This is a genomic window from Quyinboa sediminis (assembly GCF_042219855.1).
GTDB lineage: Bacteria > Bacteroidota > Bacteroidia > Bacteroidales > UBA5342 > JBHJHP01.
The window spans coordinates 148,220-167,909 of sequence record NZ_JBHJHP010000009.1; the positions used below are offsets into that span (position 1 = coordinate 148,220).

The following is a 19,690-nucleotide window of genomic DNA, read 5'->3' on the forward strand; positions in this document are numbered from 1 at the left end:
TATCTGCAACAAGCCGATAACAACTATCATTCTTTGAATAAACTTTGTACGCGGCTTTTAGATTTACATTATTCCTATACCCATGGCTTTGCCATGGGCTAAATTTCTATTTGTCCTTCAGACAAATTATTTCATCATCATTTACCGACTATATGGTCCAAATCAACCGCAACCGGTGCCTGTTCCGGCACATTCACTACCACAGCTAAATGCATCCCTTTTTTTTACGCATTTAAGTTCTTTACCCTTATACACCGAATCCAGACCTTCATCAATTAAACCACTCATTTCTATGATCTCCAATCCTGATTTACTCAGGTATTTGTAGGGTGATGATCCTACACCACCAACCAGAACTGCCCTGCAATCAGAAAGCGTATCGGCTAAATCAGTCCAGCGTTGAATACCTGTGCCACGATTCGGGGTTACCCTTTGTTCAATCATGCGATAGCCTGATGGTGTTTCAGAGAAAATATACAGGCTGGATGCTTCACCCAGATGCTGATTGACCAACATTCCTTCATGAGATGCCACGGCCACATATCTGCGGTTTTCATCTGCTTTAGGTTTCATGGCAAAATCACGAATCATTTGTGTGGCTTCCGCGATATCCTTACCAAGTAATCCGGCGGCATCGGCACGACAGCGCGCACAGTGTGTCATAGGTTTCAGATACATCCCGATCATCTTTCTGACGTCCTTCATCAATTCTTTTGTAGGCTCTTCCATGTCCTCAAATGGTGTATCTTTTACAGGATATAACGGAATAGCATTTTGTGTATCTGCCCCCATTTCGGCCATCAGCTTACTTAATTCCGGTATGTGAAAGTCGTTGATGCCCGGCATGACGATGGTATTTATCTTTACCGTGATGCCTTTTTCTTTCAGTAATTTCACAGCTTCAAGCTGCTTTTCGAGTAACAGATCTGCCGCCTGTTTTCCCCTGAAAATTCTTTTTTCATGCCTGACCCAACTGTAAATCGGTTCGGTAATTTCGGTATCAATCCCGTTTATGGTAATTGTAACATGGCCCACACCTAATTCAGCCAGTTCATCGATATAAGGTGAAATATTCAATCCGTTAGACGACAGACAGGCAATCATTTCGGGCAATTCCTGCTTCATTAAACGCAGGGTTTCCATGGTGAGTTCCGGTGTGGCAAACGGATCGCCCGGACCGGCAATACCAGCCACGGTTATTTCCGGATGCCTGGATGTTAACGCCTTGAGATAGCCAACAGCCTGAACCGGAGTTAAAACGGATGATGTTACACCCGGACGTGATTCATTTACACAGTCATGGTCGCGGTTACAATAGTTACACTGTATGTTGCATTTTGGTGCCACCGGCAGATGTACTCTCCCGTACTTCCCTTTGGCCTCTTTGTTAAAACATGGGTGTTTTTCGTTCATTTCTGCTCCTTTTACCTGTACATAAATCGGGTTCATTACATATACTTGTAGCCCACCGGACTGTTATCCTGTTTGTACTCAATAATTGCGTTTGTGATCAAATCGAAAAGGTTATGTGTGCCCCTGTAACCAAGGTGTAGTATGCGTTGTCCACCTACCCTGTCGTGAACCGGAAAACCAATCCGCACAATAGGAATGCTGAGTTCCCGGGCGATGTAATAACCTTTGCTATGACCAATGATGATATCCGGTTTAATTTCACGCGCTCGTTCCGCCATGGTTTCAAAATCGCCACCCGTAAGTACCAGAGAGTTTTCGGTTCCCTTGTGTTCCCTTACCCGCTTTTCGAATAACTTACTCTCTCCTCCGCTGGCAATGATTACAGGATCTATGCCGATCTCGGTCAGAAAAGTGGTCAGTGCAATTACAAAATCCTCCTCACCATAAATCATGGCTCTTTTGCCAAACAGATATTTATGTCCATCAACGTATGCATCGATTAAACGGCCCCTTTCTTTGGCGATTTCTTCGGGAATATCATTACCCGAGATCTGCCTGAGTGTTTCAAAATAGGTATCGCTGTTTTTAATGCCTATGGGAAACGGAATTCTGAATCCCGGAATATCAAATTGTTTTTCGAGAATATCACCGGCAGATGTCACCGAATGATCCCCGGAAACCCTCCCCGATAAGCGTCCTTTATTCAGTACCTCACCAAACTGAATAAACGTCCTTGCACTTCCGGCTTCAGCAATTTCGGACACCTTTGTACCACCCTCAGCTATTAGTTTATATTCATCCCAGTGCGGATTATCCATGGTTTCGGAATAATCCGGCAGTAAGATAAAGGGCATGCTAAAATCCCGCATTACCTCTTTCATATATCTCAAATCAGCCGGTGACATAAAACCGGCAAGTAAAACCGTCTTATTATTCGGTTCACCTTTTAAAGCATATCTTTTTATGGCTGCGGCCACAGCCTCATGAAAGCCATCTGCATGGCTTCCCTGATAGCTGGGCGTTTGAGCATGGATATAAGTCGTTTTATCTTCATCACCACATTCACGGGTATAATCCTGAAGTGCACCGTCCACATCATCACCGATGGTTTCGCTGAGGCAGGTGGTGGAAATTCCCACTATCCTGGGATGGTATTGTTTTTTTACATTATCAAGTGCCCGTTTAAGATTGGCTCCTCCGCCAAATATGGTTGCTTCCTCGGTAAAGTTGGAAGAGGCAATGTCTATGGGTTCTTTAAAATGGCTGATAAGATAGCGCCTTACATAGGTGGCACATCCCTGCGAACCGTGAATAAGCGGCACACAACCTTCAATACCTTTAAATGCCAGGCTTGCACCAAGCGGTGCACACATTTTACAAGCATTTCGTGTAGCTACAAACGAATCTTTTCTCAGCAGAGTTTCCATAATTACTTCCTCCCTCTTTTCGTAAACTGCCAAACCGGACTCATCGCAGTGGCATGAACCTCTCTGGCAAAATTCAACATCCCTTCGTATCCGGCCAGTGCCTCTTTGCGCTCGTGGTTATGATCGCAAAATCCTAATCCCAGTTTATGGGCAATAGGCCGTTCCTTAACACCGCCGATAAATATATCAGCCTCTTTTTCTTTCACGAATTCAGAAAGTTCCACCGGGTTGGAATCATCCACCAGAATGGTTCCTTCGTCGCATAATTCCTTCAGTAAACTGTAATCTTCCTTGTTGCCGGTTTGCGATCCTACTACCACGGTCTTAATGCCGATAAGGCGAAGCGCTTTTACCAGCGAAATAGCTTTAAAAGCACCACCGACGTAAATGGCAGCTTTCTTACCCTGCAAATCATTTTTGTATGGCTGCAAAGCGGGCAACAAATCTTTCAGTTCATCACGCACCAGCTCTCTTGCATTCTGCATCAGCTGATCCGATTTAAAAAAACCAGCCACTTCATATAATGCATCCGACATATCTTCGATTCCGAAATAGGAAACCTTCATAAAAGGCACACCATATTTTTCTTTCATATGTTTTGCCAGATGGATCATGGAACCGGAACATTGAACCACATTCAGTGATGCTTTATGGGCATTCCTTATCTGATCAATTCGGGCATCCCCCGTAATGGTAGCAACGATATTCACACCCATTTTGCGGTAATATTCCTGCAGTATCCATAGTTCACCTGCCAGGTTAAAATCTCCCAGTATGTTGATGCTGAATTCGGGAACCTCTTCATCCCTGGTTCCCACCAGTTTAGCCAATGCATCGCAGGCTACTTTGTAACCGTCTTTTTTAGTTCCGTTAAAACCTTCGGACTGAACCGGAAGCACATCGATACCCTTTTCTCTGGAAACCCGTTTACAAATAGCTTCCACATCGTCGCCAATAACGCCGACAATACAGGTACTGTAGACAAATGCTGCATTTGGCTTATACGCGTCAATCAATTCAATAAGTGCGGAATAAAGTTTGGGTTCACCGCCAAATACCACATCTTTTTCCCTTAAATCTGTAGTAAAACTTAACCGGTGTATTTCGCGCCCAGACGACAGCGCCCCGCGAATGTCCCAGGTATAGGCTGCACAGCCTACCGGACCATGAATTAAGTGCAGGGCATCTGTTATCGGATACAGCACTACCCTTGATCCGCAAAATACGCATGCCCGCTGACTGACCGATCCTTCCAGACTTTTCTTGCCACATTCCAGATCGACCTGTCTCGATCGTTCTATGGTGGCAATCTGCCGTTTTCTTTCTTCTAAAAGTGCCATATTGTGATTTGTGTGATTTGTGAATAAAAGTTTGTAAAACCGGGCAGAGTCACTTTAAAGCCCCTGAATCTCTACCCGGTAAACAAACCGCATTGCATAAACTTTAGAGTTATAAGAAAACGCTTACATTACAAGTTCAAATTTTTCTTCTTTACAGGTCGCATCCTGTTTGTCCATGATAGCCTGCAGAATCTTCTCCAGCAACCGTATTCCACCCATGTAACCAACTGTAGGGAAATAACTGTGTCCTACACGATCCAGGATAGGGAAACCGTAACGGATAAACGGAATGTTTTCGTCCCGGGCAATGTATTTTCCGTATGTATTACCGATGATAAGATCCACGCCTTCTTCCTTGATCCAGGAATGCATCTGGAACATATCGGCACGTTCACCGTTCAGGTATCTGGCTTCCGGAACTTTTTCGGCAAGGATAGCTTCCATCCGCTTCAGAAATCGTTTTCCGGGCGTACCAGAGACAATATATACCGGCTTCATTCCTAGATCTACCAAAAATTCAGTTAGCGGAATCAGCTGATCGGGGTCACCCCAAAGAGCCACTCTTTTCCCGAAGAAATACTGCTGCATATCAGCCGCCATATCCACCAGGCGTCCGCGCTCCACAGACACGGAATAAGGTATAGATACTTTTGCTGCTTTAGACAACTCCTGAATAAAACGGTCCGTAGCTTTTATTCCTATCGGCAGATCACCGATCGTAAATTTCACTTTACATTTATTTTCCAGATGGATGGATGCGTCGCGTGTACTCCATTCACCGAGACCTATGGTATACATGGAGTCACCCATTGAAGCCATTTCCGGAATTGTGGTTCCACCGGCAGGATACATTATATGTTTTCCTGTCATTGGCGCATCCAGTACATCGGATGTATCGGGCAGCATGACAGATTTTACGCCCAGCATGCCGGTTAAACGTTTTATCTCGCGCATGTCAGCCGGTTCACACCAACCCGGAATAATATTCACCTGTCGCTTTTTTTCTCCGGTGTTGTAAGCGAAATAATCCACAAATCCTTTCACCATATTGGCATACCCAGTAATATGTGATCCCACATAACTTGGCGTGGAAGCATAGACCACATGTTTACCTTCCGGTACCTTGCCTTCATCTCTTGCCTTTCCCACTATCTGTGCAAGGTCGTCACCGATGGTTTCAGAGAGACAGGTTGAGTGAACGGCGACAATATCCGGTTCATATATGGTGAAAATATTGTCCAGGCCCTGTAAGAGGTTGGCCTGACCTCCGAATACCGATGCGCCTTCCGTGAAGGAACTGGTAGAGGCCATTACAGGCTCCTTGTAGTGCCGTGTTAAGGTACTGCGGTGATATGAACAACATCCCTGGGAACCGTGACTGTGCGGCAGACAACCGTGTACGCCAAGTGCTGCATACATAGCCCCGATGGGCTGGCAGGTCTTCGCCGGGTTAATCGTTAACCCTTTGCGTTCTATCGTTTCCGATGCTTTTTTTGTATGTCTTAGTAACATGATTTCTGATTTTAATTTATTCTACAACTACACTTCCCACAATCTCCGGTTCATGTTTCCATGGTGCGTCAATCAGTTTCCACACATCTGTGGTTACCATACGTTCTATTTCACGATAGAAGTTTATTGCACCTTCAAATCCGGCATAAGGTCCACCGTAATCATAACTGTGGAGCTGTTTCATAGGGATACCGTGTTTCTGGATCACATATTTCTCCTTGATTCCGGCACAGAAAATATCAGGGCGAACCATTTCAAGCAGTTTTTCTGTTTCATGATGAGAGATGTCGTCGATGATCATGGCATTTTTATCCATTTCCGGCATCATACCATCATAATCCTGGAACTTATATCCTTTGGCAGACAGTTCCTCTTTTTTCTTCTGCAGCTCATCACGGTACATCTTTTCATCTTTGCTGACCACGATATCTTCAATATTACGGGTATCTGCATCAATTTTGATGGTTGGCAGCACCTCACGTCCTTCATAGTCATCCCGGTGTGCAAATTCATAACCGGCTGCGATGGTCCGCATGCCCATTTCAGCAAACAGCTCCTGGTAATGATGTGCCCTTGAGCCACCCACAAACATCATGGCTGTTTTACCTTCCAGTTTCGGACGAACCTCTGCCAGCACAGCTTTAACTTTAGCCATTTCCCGTTTGATGAGCGCTTCCGTGGCAGCTATCATATCCTTGTCTCCAAAGTATTCTGCCAGCTTACGTAATGACTTTGCCGTCGCTTCAGCACCAATAAAATTGACTTTGAACCATGGGATACCGTATTTCTTCTCCATCATGTCCGCGATATAGTTGATGGAACGGTGACACATCACCATGTTCAAATCTGCAAGATGAGATGTTTCATAACTTTCAACGGTGGAGTTTCCACTGAAAGTTGCCATCAGCGTTACGCCCATTTCTTCAAAATAGTCCTCCAGAATAAAGGCATCACCGCCAATGTTGTATTCACCCATAAGGTTTATCTGAAACTTTCCTCTGCGATCTGTCTCTTCCGAGATACCCACAACTTCCTGGAAAATTTTGTTATTGGCAATATGGTGCCCTGCACTCTGGCTCACACCACGGTACCCTTCGCAGGAGAAGCCGAAAATATTAATCCCCAGTTCAGCTTTCATCTCACGGCATACCGCATGAATATCATCGCCAATCAAACCGACCGGGCAGGTAGAGAATACACTGATGGCATGGGGATGAAACAATTCGTAAGCATCGCGAATAGCATCTCTGAGTTTTTGCTCACCACCGAACACTATGTTGGAGTCCTGCATATCTGTTGAGAAGGCATAGGTTATGTAGTTCGGATCATCAGGAGTAGGTGGATTGGTCTGATTTCTACGGGTCAACCAGGCATAAAAGCTACAACCGATCGGACCATGAACGATGTTGACCACGTCGCGTGACGGTCCGAGAATTACCCCTTTACAACCGGCATAGGTACAACCGCGCTGCGAAATAATACCCGGAACAGTTCGCACGTTAGCCTGTATTTCTGGTACATTTTCAGGATCGTTGGATATGAACCCTTTTGCCCTCTTCTTTGCCACCTTTCTGGGATACTTTTTCAGGATCTCCTCTTTCAACTCTTCAGGGTCCGGCAGCACTACCTTGTCTAATTTCTTTAATTCATCTTTTGACATAACTTCTGTTTTTTTGGTGAAGTGTTAATCCAGGACCGAATCGCCCCGTTCTCCAGTACGTATCCGAATTGCATCCACTTCCGGCATCACAAAAATCTTTCCGTCACCCGGAGATTTGGTACAATTTGTTTTCATTATTGTATCGACAACCAGTTTTACCTTGTTATCGGGAACTGTCACTGTCAGCACTCTTTGCGGACGTAGTCTGGGTTCCTTTCCAAGATGTTCAATAGCTTCGGGAACATCCTTTCTGGCTGCATCCATTACTTTGGCATCCCAGAGCCCTTTACCCCGCCCAAAAGCGTTTCCGGTTGCCGTCATCGAGGTGATGCCGGCAGCAGAGAGTGCTCGTTTTGTTTCATTCATCATATTGATGCGAATTATGGCCATTACCGATTTCATAGTTGTTCAGTTTACTGGTTATAATTCTTTTGATCCACGGCTGATGGTATAAGCCTCTTCTACAGGCATAACAAATATTTTACCGTCACCATAAGCACCACCTCCTTCCGAACGGGCTGCTTCCATTATCGTATTGACCGCAAATTCCTTGTCTTCGTCCTTTACAACGATCATCAGCATTTCCTTGGGCAGCTCATCGTATGTTACATCACCGATTTTTATCCCGCGTTGCTTACCTCTTCCCACCACTGGTATTTTAGTCACTGCCACATAGCCTGATTCAAAAAGCGCCTTCATCACCTTCGATGATTTTTCAGGTCTTACTATTGCACGTATCATTAACATATCCGGTTCCTCCGATTTTTATTAGTTAGCAATTCCAAAGTCAATCAATAATTTCTCCAGCTTATCCATTGGCAATGGCTTCGGAATAACGAATAACTCGTTTTCATCAATTGCTTTTGCCAGTGCACGGTATTCGTCAGCCTGTGGATGTTCCGGTGCATGCTCAATAACCGTTTTACGATTAATCTCGGCGTGCTGAACCATGTTGTCGCGGGGAACAAAATGGATCATCTGCGTACCTAACTGCCGCGCCAGCTCTTCGATCATGGCTGATTCGTTATCGACTTTACGGGAGTTACAGATAAGCCCTCCCAGGCGGACAGAACCATTCTGAGCATATTTCTGAATACCTTTACAGATGTTGTTGGCAGCATACATTGCCATCATCTCCCCTGAAACAACAATATAGATTTCCTGTGCTTTACCATCACGGATCGGCATGGCAAAACCACCGCAAACCACATCACCAAGAACATCATAGAAAGTATAATCCGTTTCAAACTTTTCATCCCATGCGCCTAACTGTTCCAACAGGTTAATGGAAGTGATGATCCCACGACCGGCACAACCTACACCCGGCTCAGGACCTCCTGATTCCACACAACGTGTTCCTCCGTAACCGAGCTTGATAATGTCATCCAGTTCCACATCCTCCCCTTCCTCACGAAGAGTATCCAAAACTGTTTTTTGTGCCAGACCACCCAATAACAACCGGGTTGAATCTGCTTTCGGGTCACACCCTACAACAATTACATTCTTGCCCATTTCAACTAAGCCTGCAACTGTGTTCTGAGTAGTGGTTGATTTTCCGATACCACCTTTACCGTAAATCGCAATCTTTCTCATTTTTTTCATGTTAACTCTTTTTAGAAATTTTTATCTGGCATTCCCCTTAACGATATGTATGCCATCTTTCTAAAAAAGATGTTATAGAGCATGTTTATTGCAATGCAATCGACTGATTTATTGGCAGGTATTTTTTTATTTATTTTTTGGCACCGGAATCCGGCGAATCAGAAATTCCTACAATATTGTAGGATGATGTACCGGCATATACGAAAATGTAGGGTGTTGAAACTACGGTTCCGATGATTTGAATCTCATCTTATCATCAATTCAACCACACCTTCAGCGTGGGTATTCACTTTGTTCTAGAACCTGGCATTGCTTGTCAGGTTCTATTCGGAGAGGCTTTCAGCCTCAGTAATACACATTCTGCAGGTTAACTCAAGTCCGAAGGACTGAGCAACCTTAACCCGGTACGAAGTGGCAGGTGTTGGCTGGCGTGCAGGATCAGCCTGTAGGACTGACTGAAAGAGTAAGCTATTAAACAAATTAGTACATTACGTTAAAGCATGCATCCTGCATAATTCCAGTTTTCTGTTAATATAACAGTCCGAAGGACTGAGCAACCTTAACCCGGTACGAAGTGGCAGGTGTTGGCTGGCGTGCAGGATCAGCCTGTAGGGCTGAGTGAAAAACTTGACAGCTTCACTTGAATGTATTAAATTTAACGTATCCCTAAAAATTCTAAATCATGAGTCAGTCATTATCACAAATTTATGTTCATCTTACTTTTGGAACTAAAGGTAGGTATCCTTATATCAAGGATCAGGTAAAAGACAGATTGCATCAATTTATCGGAGGAATATTACGGTCACAGGAATCTCCTTCAGTTGCTGTTAATTCCGTTTCGGATCATATTCATATCCTTTTTAATCTGTCCAAAAACTATGCACTCGCAGATGTTATAAAAGAAGTTAAAGCTCGTTCATCCAAATGGTTAAAGGATTTTGGAGGAGAATACGCTACATTTTCCTGGCAACGGGGATATGGTGCATTCTCGGTAAATTACATGGATTTGGACAAGGTTATTAATTACATTAAAGGTCAGGAGAGCCACCACAAATACAAATCGTTCACAGAGGAAGTTGAGGAATTCGTTAAACAATTCAATATTATCAACTACGATCCTGATTACTTCTGGAACTGACATTCAACCACACCTTCAGTGTGGATATTCACTTCGTTCTAGAACCTGACATAGCATGTCAGGTTCTATTCGGAGAGGCTTTCAGCCTCAGTAATACACATTCTGCAGGTTAACTCAAGTCCGAAGGACTGAGCAACCTTAACCCGGTACGAAGTGGCAGGTGTTGGCTGGCGTGCAGGATCAGCCTGTAGGACTGACTGAAAGAGTAAGCTATTAAACAAATTAGTACATTACGTTAAAGCATGCATCCTGCATAATTCCAGTTTTCTGTTAATATAACAGTCTGAAGGACTGAGCAACCTTAACCCGGTCCGAAGTGGCAGGTGTTGGCTGGCGTACAGGATCAGCCTGTAGGGCTGACTGGTAATAATTATTCATGCGATGAACATTGAGTCATTGTATGCATGTGATATTGTATTGATTATTGAACTCCCTGGTGTTCCTTTCGGAGGAGATCCAGAACGGTTTTAACCGGATTAAATGTTGTTGCAGGAACTTCTACGAAGACAGTATTCCAGTCACTCATTGCACCGTTCCATAAGCCCGGCAGTTCCATCGCTTTAATTGCCTTGCTTCCCAATGATTTTTCTGCAATAAAACCGGTATCAGGATCACTGAATTTAAGCAGATCAAATTTGTTGCCTTCAAAATCTTTAACGCCGCAAACCAGGTCTGTAATATTGGCATATTGCGAAGATTTAAGCAAGGTTTCCTGATCAGGATTCTTAAGATTTACCTGCGCAGTTTCCACCAGTTGCAAACTTTCTGATCCGTCAGGATGCTTAACCCGAAACGGTCCGCCACCGGTATTACTGCTTTGTATTACGCCGCAGATTCTTAACGGACGATTGAGTTTAGACAGCAGAAAATTTGCTTTGGCCCTCCTGGTCATATCCCGGAATGAAGCGGGAATTCTAAACCCCAGTCTTTCGTCCATGAACTGTATGATGTCCTCTTCCAGAATTTCACTGACGGTATCAGAGTTTTTCAGGATCCTGCAATATTCAAATATTTTCTCCTGGGTTTCAAGCAGAACGCCACCAAGTGCTTTTTTATAGTCAATGGTATCCCCGATCAACCATTGTGCAGCAACATTATCTATATTTTTTATAAAGATAACATCAGCGTTTATGGCATCCAGATTTTTCAGTAAGGCACCATGCCCTCCCGGACGGAACAACAATTCACCATTGTCCAGTCTGACCGGATGATTATCCAAATCAACGGCAATGGTATCCGTCACCTTATCCTGAACAGAGAATGAAAGATCATACCGTTTATTCAATCTTTTTTCCAGTTCTGGTACCGATTTGGACAGATGAGATTCAATGAGTTTTTTGTGTTCCTGTGAAACAGTGAAATGGATGTGCACTTTATTATCCGATCCTGCACAATACAGAGACCCTTCCACCAGATGTTCATCAATGGCTTTGGTCGTTCTTCCATCCTCGTATTTATGAAATGTCAGCAAAGCCTTGGGAAGGTTTCCGTAGCTTAAACCTTTATCTGATAATAAAAATTCCACAACTTTTTTGTCCCTGTTTTTGATAAGGACAGCGGCATCACCTCCTAAAAGATCTGTCAATTCTTCAGAAAAAGCAAAATGTCCGATCCCATTAAAGAAAGCCTGTACATCCTTATCTTTATCATCTGAAAAACCTTCAAGATAATTGTAAAGGCTTTTGAACATGCGGCTTGCAGCGCCAGAGGCCGGCACGAATTTCACAAGTTGTTTTTCCCCGCTATCCTGTTCATAAACTGAAATATACTGTTGTAACTCGACATGCGTTAATTTGTATAACCCATTCCCTTCAGATACCGTATTGCATAATTCAATATCAGGAAAACCATTCACAAAACGGTCCAGTTGTGACTGTACTTCATCCGGTGTCTTGCCCAGGGCCTTAATCTGAGCCAAATCCTGTCTGGTAAATTCCATATTGCGTAAAAATTAAGAACATTAAGCGAGCTTATTCTGAGATATGTCAGAAATAACAGTGCATACAAAGATATATTATTCAGATTTCTGATAAAAACAGGACAACATTTTATCTCCCAAACAATGGCAGAGTTTATAACGTTACCAGGGCATAAGAGTCAGGAGTACCGGTCTGTATATAATGAACCGACAGCTCTGTCCGTAGACATCTTCCCGGATTAACGCGATGTAACAATTTTTGCTTCACCACTTCCAAGCCCCTTCGCTGTTGCCGTCAGTTTAATGGTTCCCGGTTCCCTTTTGCTTTTAACCACCACCATAGCACGACCGTGCCATGCGTTACGGATAGTACCCACATAGGAAGTTGTGTCCTTTAAATCGGCATTATCCACGCCAATGATTTCACCAGGACCATCAATGCTGAAATTCAGCAGGTTGCCGGCGTTTGGATCAACAGACCCTTTATCATCCGTTATTTCAACTGTAACGTATGATAAGTCCTGCCCATCTGCTTTGACTGAATTTCTGTCCGGGGTAAGTTGAATAAGAGACGCTTTGCCCACCGTGTTCAGTTCTGTGGTTTCGGTTTCTTTATCATCTTCAACTCCAACCGCTTTTAAAGATCCGGCCTTATACGGTAAGGTAAACAAAGCTTTAAATTCCTGTTCCAAGCCGGTTTTCTTTTCCCCTATCAGCGCCCCGTTCAAATACAGCCGAACTGCAGGATATCTGGAATATACCTCCACCTCCATATCTTTTCCTTCATGTCCCGGCCAGGTCCAGCTTTCCCACGTTGGCCACACGGCCCACATGGTTAACCTGATCTCTCCGTTTTCAGGATTCGGTTCCCTGACTGCCATATATAACTTTTCAGTGTCATTATACAGCATGCTTCTGTAGTGCGATATTGGTTTACGCCATCCCGTCAGATCAATATCTCCGCAATAGGCTCCATGCCAGGGATAGAGATTAGCCTGCCAGTGTTCTCCATGTGGTTCCCCCGGGTAATAATAACGGCCGATACCCGACTCTCCCAGATAATCCATAGCGGTCCACACAAAATCGCCAATAATGTAATTATGGTGGCTCACCAGGTTCCAGACGTGAAATGCATTCCGAGGATAGGACTCTGTATTTACGATGATCCTGTCCGGCACACGTTCATGATCTGACACGGCCATGTTAAGCTGATAGTTGTAACCACATACATCATGTGCTGCCATCAAGGGATCAAAAATCTCCCAGCCCTGACCCCAGGTCGTCATAGCAGAAGTTACCGGACGTGTCGGATCAATCTCCCGTACTTTACCCGCAAGCATTTTGGCTGTTTCAACGGCTTCAGGACTTGTACGTTCAATAATTTCATTCCCGATGCTCCACATAATGATGGACGGGTGATTGCGGTCACGCAAAACCATCGATGACAGATCGTGTTCCCACCACTGATCAAAATAAAGTGAATAATCATACGGAGCCTGAGGGGCCTTTGCTGTCCTCCAGCCATCGAAAGCTTCATCAATAACGAGCAGACCCAAACGATCACAGGCATCCAGAAAGGCTTCTGAAGGTGGATTATGAGATGTTCTGACTGCATTAAATCCTGCAGCTTTCAGTAACTCCACCTTGCGTTCTTCCGCCCTGTCATAAGCTTTTGCGCCCAGACAACCATTATCATGATGCACACAACCACCATTCAATAAAACCGGTTTACCGTTTAGTAAAAACCCTTTACCGGCACTAAAACTAACCGAACGTATTCCGAAACGCTGAACCACCTGATCAACAATCTGATCGCCTTTTTTTACCTGTACACGGGCAGTATAAAGGTTGGGTTCTTCAGTCGACCAGAGGAGTGGATTTTTAACTTTAATGAGCTGTTCTATCTCCTTTTCCCCATTTGCCGGCAATACAACGGTTATCCTGTTCGATCCCGACGCTGCATTGTTTTTATCGAAGATTCCGGTTTCCAGTATCAGTTCCTGGTTATCTGAACCCGTATTTATCAGCTGTGAAACAACCTTAACCACGGATTCCGTTTCACTCACCTCAGGTGTTGTTATAGCGACGCCCCATTGTCCAATATGAACTGAATCAGTAACAATCATCCATACATGCCGGTAAATACCAGAACCACTGTACCAGCGACAATTCTTTTGCCTGGAATTATCCACTTTAACTGCAATTACATTTTTGCCGTCAGCATTCAGGTATGGTGTCAGCTCACGCACAAATGAAGTGTATCCGTACGGCTGAATGCCAAGCGAATGTCCGTTTATAAAGACCTCGGCATCCATGTATACCCCACCAAAATATGCTGAGACCAGTTTATTTGTCCAGGCATCAGGCATTTCAAAGGTTTTTCTGTACCAGCCTGTTCCCATTGGATAAAAACCGCCCTCTCCTTCTGAGGGATTGCTTTTTTCAGACTTTCCCTCAATGCTCCAGTCATGTGGAAGGTCAAGCTTTCGCCATCCTGAATCATCAAACCCAAGCGCTTCAGCACCAGGATGATCACCCTGGGCAAATTTCCAGTCAAAATCAAACAGCTGTTTTCGCGCAGGGTCAGCAGAATCGGATGCGGCGGTTTTACAACCGGTAAGAAACACGAATACTAAAGCAATTAAAAACAGTGATCTTTTCATGATTGCACTATTAAATTCATTCTGTTGTTATAACACAGCCTTCAGCCGTTTTACGCCATCCCCTGATACAACTTCTATCAGCACCGTTCCCTCTGCTTTAATTTTTTCAATATCAGAGATTGCTGTAAAGGCGTCTAATTTCTGACCATTTATATTGTAAACAACTACTTTATCACCTGATTTTAAGCCATTCAAATAGTTTTTCCCTCCATTTGAAGTGATCCATATTTTTAAATTTACCAGTGCACCATTTACTGCGGTATCATCATTTTTAACCTCAACAGTGACCAGATTTGAAAATACAGGATTAAAGAAAACATTACCGCCATAGGAAGCTTTAAAGCTGTAAATACCAGGAGTTAAGGTTTCAGTACTGTACTCTACCAGCTGCGTCGTGCTAAGCTCTATGTTTGCAATAAGTGAATCGTTTTGATAAAGCTGAACCCAACCTGATAACTCTTCTTCAGTTTCTGTCGCCTTACTTACATCCACAGACAATGTTAATGTCTCACCTTCAATCATTTCAGCTGCAGAGGCTGACAGGTCTGCTTCAACAGCTGAAGACCGGTTCAGTGCAGAAACGCGGTATAAACCTGCGCCATGAGTGGCAATGGAAGGAGCAAACTCAGAACCTGTGAAAGTTCCCAAATCTTCCTTAGCCCACATATCCCTGATACTGCATGATCCTTTAAAACCCAGATCAACCAGATTCAACGCAACACTCAGGCTGTCTTTAACAGAGGGATCCTGCGTATAAACCAAAAATTCCATTGTTACACCATCTGGAGCATTCAGGACCTCATCATCAAAGCCACAGAATGTTTTAAACGTTGTGTATCCGGACGGGAGATTAAATTCTATGATTGAATATGAATTGACTCCAAACCCATTAGTGTAATTTTTTCCATTCACCTTAAGGGTATTACCGTCAAGGCTCAGGTTTTTCCTGACACTTGCCCAACCACTTGTTGCACTTACCCAGTTTAAAGAGGTCAGCAATAATGAATCTCCGTTCTCCATATAAATGGCCGGATTAATCCAGTCGCCATGATCATAGTTGAAGTTATCGCCGGCATCCGTCACCACCAGATAGAGTTTTTCCGCACCTGTAATATCTGCCCTCAGCGTATCTCCCTCACGACCTATTGTCCTGCTGATTCTTCCGCTGTTAGCCAGTGCCGTATGCACATTAACCTCACGAACCGTAGGATCCTGGTTGGCAATCATAAATTCGACTGTTGAACCACAGGCCTGGTTTGTACCGCCAATATCAAGTCCGGCGAAAGCTTTAAAGCCCACTGTGTTTTCAGGAATGCTGTACAGTACGATGGACTGCGGATGCGTACCCAAACCTTTTGCATACGTCGTTCCTTTCACATTTAATGCACCCCCTGAAATACTTTTATTCTTCTGAACCGAATTCCAGCCTGCAGATGCATACTCCCAGTTCATATCGGAAAGCAAAGCTGAATCACCGTTATCAAAATAAATATACGGATTGATCCAGTCTGCATGATCGCAGTCGTAACCATCTCCCGCATCTGTAACAACAAGGTATAATTCTTTACTACCAGCGGGAATCGCGATATCTATATTCACACCATAACCATCTGTTAAGGTGGATACCGTTCCGCTACGGTAAAGCAAATCTTTTGTGCTGACAAAGCCATCACCACCACTATTAAATAAGGCTACAAACTTATCCCCTGAAACCGGATCATCAGCAGTCCAGCTCACCACTTCATTTTCTTTGTACCACTCTTTGTTATTCACCGACAATTTATGCATTCCAAGCACTTCCTCATTGGTAATAAGCGAATCTGTAAAACTTTGATTATCGGGCAGATTACCACCGAACATCAGTGGCGAACGGAAAATACTCCATAAAGTCATCAGCGTGTATTGTTCCGGTTCAGTAAAATTGGTATACCGGTTGGTTGCACGTTCACCACGAATAAACTTTCCTAAAGGAAGCATATCAGCATCAGGCCATCCGCCCGGTGAGATATAAGGGGCCCATTCTGCACACTTTGTAAACGAATAATTCAGCTGACTCCAGTTATCCCAGAAATCATCAACTGTTCGCCACATATTGGCATTGTTTTTGGCATGTTCATGTTCATCCAGAGGAGTAGCACCCGGTGACATACTCAGTACGATAGGCCGTCCGCTGTTATCAATTGCCTTACGGATCATCTCAATTTCATCTGCATGATATGGTCGTGATAAATCATCAACTTTTACAAAATCCACTCCCCATGAGGCATACAATTCAAAAATGGAATTATAGTATTCCTGCCCACCTTCCTTATTTGCATCAACCGTATAGTTGTCGTGTAACCATGTGCAAAGTGTTTGCGTGTTGTAAATATCCGCTGCAGTTTTGGTTTCATAACCTTTTATAGGTAGTGCATTCGTAACCGCCTTAATCGGTACACCGCGCATTATATGTATTCCGAATTTTAATCCTTTGGCATGTATATAATCTGCAAGTGGTTTAAACCCGGCACCATTAGCTGCTGAAGGAAATCGTGTTGGGGAAGGCATATACCGACCATACTCATCATAAATAAAGGTAGAATTATCAAAGCTGTTATAGTGACCACTGGTCTGATTATCCACATACCATCTGATATCCACTACAATATATTCCCACCCATAGTCTTTCAGGTGCTCAGCCATATAATCAGCATTTGCCTTTACCTCTGATTCAACTACTGACGGACCGAAACAATCCCAGCTATTCCATCCCATAGGAGGAGTTAATGCCCAGTTCTGAAACGGAAGTTCGTTACCCGTTTGTGCTTTAGCTGAACTCAGAACAATTAAAGCAAAAAGAATAAATTTAAATGTTTTCATGCTTAACAATCTTAAGGTTTTCCATATTACAGCGTTTCACAATATCGGATAACGCTGGTACTCATATTAAATGTTGTGTAATTCAATACATACAAAGATAGCGAGAAGATTATAAACGATATGTTACTTTCCGGTCAAACTATAATCAAAATACCGTCAATAATCCACAGCATTAAATGCCCGGTTTTTAGTCTATCCCTTCTCTTTCAAGTACTTCTACCGGCACAAATTCCAAAAAGTCGAACATAAACTCACCGGTTCGTGCAGCTTTTACACTAAAGGTATGTGTTCCGGCTTCGTCAAAAGTATAAATACCCAGAATTCTTCGCAGATAACCCTCATTAATTCTGGCATTCCCGGCAAACCATGTATTTAATGCCGGTTGAAAACTTGCGGGCCCTTTCATATAACCCCTGTTGCGCATCATTTTATCATTTTCATAACCATTGGGGTCCGAAGGATCTTCACCCGGCCTTACATAACCGATGTTAGGATTGCTTGCAAATATGGTCAGATCCAGGGGGATCCCACATGGTAATCCATCCCAGTAAAGTTGTGCTGCACCTCTTTTTGTTTCTACCTTCCAACCAAAACGAACCTCATAGGTTCCTGCAGGAATAGCCGGTGTTGTTATTGAAAAGTCATACAGACCTTTTAAATAAACTTCATCACCCTGAAAGTCAAGAAAACGCTGGTCAAAATCATAATATGCAAATTCTGTCCCCTCCGAAGTAGTAACTCTGTCAATATACCCCTGTGGAATAATCCATAATACTGAAGGATAACCTTCTTTGTTTAGATTTCCGCGTAGGTTATTATTGGTGAGTTCAGGAAAAAAGCTTGCCGCATCCATTCGCAAACGTTTACCTGAAATATGGCCTGCAAACGCAAAATCGTAGGCCAGAATTTTGTCTATCTCATGATATACCCCGTTCAGTGCATCGTTGTCATAATTCGTCTGAACGATTCTGATGGCATCAGCGGCGGATCCGGTCATATTGAACAGGTTATACTCACTTGTTGCACGATTTGTTCTTACCTCCATCAACGTATTCGGGCACATTGTTTCAATGTATTCAAACATATCATACGTTTTAATAGAATGTCCGGTATTATCCAGATCAATGATAAATTTGGAGTAGTTAATCTGCTTGTTTATCAGGTGATAGGCAATAAATCTGTTTAAGCTGTTTCTGCGGTCTTTAACGTCTGAAATTCCTGCATCTTCAGGATAGACCTGGTCATAAATCTGAGCAGCGAAGGATTTTAAATCATCCAGAGACTCAATGCCGTTGAGGGCATATGTTGAATCACTTTCGATGAGTGCTGTATAACCAAACTTTCTGGATTGCGGAATTTTGATAATGGACCCAACATCTGTAAAGTCCGCATTCGTTGAATACCGTGAAGGATCATATGATTTATCTTCAATCAGAGACAGCTCCTTGTCTAATCCGGTTTCCAGTAATGCGTTAAAAAACAATGTAAATGATTCATCTTCAGAAAGTGCCTCTACTATCGTCTTTTCACTCGGATGGAGCACTTCACCTATTTTGTGAATCATACCATTGTGAACCTCAATATTTGGCTTTAATATCGGTGAGGTTTTATTAATGCGTATGGTCAGATCTCCATCTGTAAAGCTTTGATAAGATACGGCAACAAACCGGTCACTCATTGTTTTTTGACTTAGCCTGCCTTCAATAAAATCATTGGTGCCAAGTGAAAATCCTTCAATGATATGATCATACACTATTTTTTTCAGGGTATCCATGGTGAAATCAGCCATGGAATATCTTCCCTTGGAAGCATAAAAATTCAACATAGCCTCATTATCAGGTGCAAAACAGGTATATTCACCATATGCATTCAGGAGCCCTATTACCCCTGTTGTATCCAGAAGCTTAACAAATTCGGAATACTCCTCCTGATGAGATTCCAGGTACCCTCCCACCAGATCACCTGTAAATGTGTAATAACTCTCCTTGCCTATTTTATCGCTGTCACACGAATACAAAAGCACACAAAATGTACTTATTAAAACAAATAATCCTCGTGTCACCAACTGATAAGATTTCTTTCTCATATCCAACTCAAAATTATATCCAACTCAATTATTTATAGCCCCCAAATATATATTCCACTCATCATAAAACCT

At 43.3% G+C, this 19,690-nt stretch carries 13 protein-coding genes; 1 reads left to right on the forward strand and 12 read right to left on the reverse strand.

All coding sequences use genetic code 11. The features are described 5' to 3' along the window. Positions 1-162: 162 nt before the first annotated feature. The 8 genes from ACE1EF_RS18475 to nifH all read right to left on the reverse strand — a co-directional run bounded on the left by ACE1EF_RS18475 (position 163) and on the right by nifH (position 8,954). Positions 163-1,413: a radical SAM protein gene (locus ACE1EF_RS18475; RefSeq protein ID WP_375722183.1), complete on the reverse strand. Its 1,251-nt coding sequence runs from the start codon at positions 1,411-1,413 to the stop codon at positions 163-165. A 35-nt stretch (positions 1,414-1,448) separates the two neighbouring features. After that, complete coding sequence (locus tag ACE1EF_RS18480) at positions 1,449-2,840, reverse strand: nitrogenase component 1 (RefSeq protein ID WP_375722184.1); 1,392 nt, start codon at positions 2,838-2,840, stop codon at positions 1,449-1,451. Positions 2,841-2,842: 2 nt separating this feature from the next. Continuing rightward, positions 2,843-4,180 (reverse strand): nitrogenase iron-molybdenum cofactor biosynthesis protein NifE, encoded by a 1,338-nt coding sequence (gene nifE / locus ACE1EF_RS18485; RefSeq protein ID WP_375722185.1) that lies wholly within the window; start codon positions 4,178-4,180, stop codon positions 2,843-2,845. A 123-nt stretch (positions 4,181-4,303) separates the two neighbouring features. Beyond that, complete coding sequence (nifK, locus tag ACE1EF_RS18490) at positions 4,304-5,692, reverse strand: nitrogenase molybdenum-iron protein subunit beta (protein WP_375722186.1); 1,389 nt, start codon at positions 5,690-5,692, stop codon at positions 4,304-4,306. 16 nt (positions 5,693-5,708) lie between these two features. Beyond that, positions 5,709-7,352, reverse strand: coding sequence for a nitrogenase molybdenum-iron protein alpha chain (gene nifD, locus ACE1EF_RS18495; protein ID WP_375722187.1), 1,644 nt, complete (start codon positions 7,350-7,352; stop codon positions 5,709-5,711). Between the two features lie 24 nt (positions 7,353-7,376). Then, entirely contained in the window at positions 7,377-7,754 is a 378-nt protein-coding gene (locus ACE1EF_RS18500) for a P-II family nitrogen regulator (RefSeq protein WP_375722188.1), read from the reverse strand. 18 nt (positions 7,755-7,772) lie between these two features. Continuing rightward, positions 7,773-8,093, reverse strand: coding sequence for a P-II family nitrogen regulator (locus ACE1EF_RS18505; RefSeq protein WP_375722189.1), 321 nt, complete (start codon positions 8,091-8,093; stop codon positions 7,773-7,775). A gap of 27 nt (positions 8,094-8,120) precedes the next feature. Continuing rightward, positions 8,121-8,954 carry a nitrogenase iron protein gene (gene nifH / locus ACE1EF_RS18510; protein ID WP_375722190.1) on the reverse strand — a complete coding sequence of 278 codons (834 nt, stop codon included), beginning with the start codon at positions 8,952-8,954 and terminating at the stop codon, positions 8,121-8,123. Between the two features lie 682 nt (positions 8,955-9,636). On the opposite strand from nifH, the gene tnpA reads away from it, so the two are divergent. Beyond that, complete coding sequence (gene tnpA, locus ACE1EF_RS18515; protein WP_375722191.1) at positions 9,637-10,092, forward strand: IS200/IS605 family transposase; 456 nt, start codon at positions 9,637-9,639, stop codon at positions 10,090-10,092. A 421-nt stretch (positions 10,093-10,513) separates the two neighbouring features. On the opposite strand, the gene ACE1EF_RS18520 is transcribed toward tnpA, so the two are convergent. From ACE1EF_RS18520 to ACE1EF_RS18535, 4 genes are all read right to left on the reverse strand, one after another. Then, the gene (locus tag ACE1EF_RS18520; protein ID WP_375722192.1) at positions 10,514-12,031 is read right to left on the reverse strand and encodes a DUF4301 family protein; all 1,518 of its coding nucleotides are present in this window, start codon (positions 12,029-12,031) and stop codon (positions 10,514-10,516) included. 218 nt (positions 12,032-12,249) lie between these two features. Next, entirely contained in the window at positions 12,250-14,673 is a 2,424-nt protein-coding gene (locus ACE1EF_RS18525; protein ID WP_375722193.1) for a glycoside hydrolase family 2 TIM barrel-domain containing protein, read from the reverse strand. 27 nt (positions 14,674-14,700) lie between these two features. Further along, positions 14,701-17,532 (reverse strand): NPCBM/NEW2 domain-containing protein, encoded by a 2,832-nt coding sequence (locus ACE1EF_RS18530; protein ID WP_375722194.1) that lies wholly within the window; start codon positions 17,530-17,532, stop codon positions 14,701-14,703. 187 nt (positions 17,533-17,719) lie between these two features. After that, on the reverse strand, positions 17,720-19,618 hold the full coding sequence (locus tag ACE1EF_RS18535; RefSeq protein ID WP_375722195.1) for a fasciclin domain-containing protein: 1,899 nt from the start codon (positions 19,616-19,618) through the stop codon (positions 17,720-17,722). Positions 19,619-19,690: the final 72 nt, after the last annotated feature.

What these genes read in the sequence shown, in the direction of transcription:
- ACE1EF_RS18525 (WP_375722193.1), bottom strand. Translation starts at nt 14,673, where the DNA reads ATGAAAAGATCACTGTTTTTAATTGCTTTAGTATTCGTGTTTCTTACC.
- ACE1EF_RS18505 (WP_375722189.1), bottom strand. Translation starts at nt 8,093, where the DNA reads ATGATACGTGCAATAGTAAGACCTGAAAAATCATCGAAGGTGATGAAG.
- ACE1EF_RS18475 (WP_375722183.1), bottom strand. Translation starts at nt 1,413, where the DNA reads ATGAACGAAAAACACCCATGTTTTAACAAAGAGGCCAAAGGGAAGTAC.
- tnpA (WP_375722191.1), top strand. Translation starts at nt 9,637, where the DNA reads ATGAGTCAGTCATTATCACAAATTTATGTTCATCTTACTTTTGGAACT.
- ACE1EF_RS18480 (WP_375722184.1), bottom strand. Translation starts at nt 2,840, where the DNA reads ATGGAAACTCTGCTGAGAAAAGATTCGTTTGTAGCTACACGAAATGCT.
- nifH (WP_375722190.1), bottom strand. Translation starts at nt 8,954, where the DNA reads ATGAAAAAAATGAGAAAGATTGCGATTTACGGTAAAGGTGGTATCGGA.
- ACE1EF_RS18535 (WP_375722195.1), bottom strand. Translation starts at nt 19,618, where the DNA reads ATGAGAAAGAAATCTTATCAGTTGGTGACACGAGGATTATTTGTTTTA.
- nifK (WP_375722186.1), bottom strand. Translation starts at nt 5,692, where the DNA reads ATGTTACTAAGACATACAAAAAAAGCATCGGAAACGATAGAACGCAAA.
- ACE1EF_RS18530 (WP_375722194.1), bottom strand. Translation starts at nt 17,532, where the DNA reads ATGAAAACATTTAAATTTATTCTTTTTGCTTTAATTGTTCTGAGTTCA.
- ACE1EF_RS18500 (WP_375722188.1), bottom strand. Translation starts at nt 7,754, where the DNA reads ATGAAATCGGTAATGGCCATAATTCGCATCAATATGATGAATGAAACA.
- ACE1EF_RS18520 (WP_375722192.1), bottom strand. Translation starts at nt 12,031, where the DNA reads ATGGAATTTACCAGACAGGATTTGGCTCAGATTAAGGCCCTGGGCAAG.
- nifD (WP_375722187.1), bottom strand. Translation starts at nt 7,352, where the DNA reads ATGTCAAAAGATGAATTAAAGAAATTAGACAAGGTAGTGCTGCCGGAC.
- nifE (WP_375722185.1), bottom strand. Translation starts at nt 4,180, where the DNA reads ATGGCACTTTTAGAAGAAAGAAAACGGCAGATTGCCACCATAGAACGA.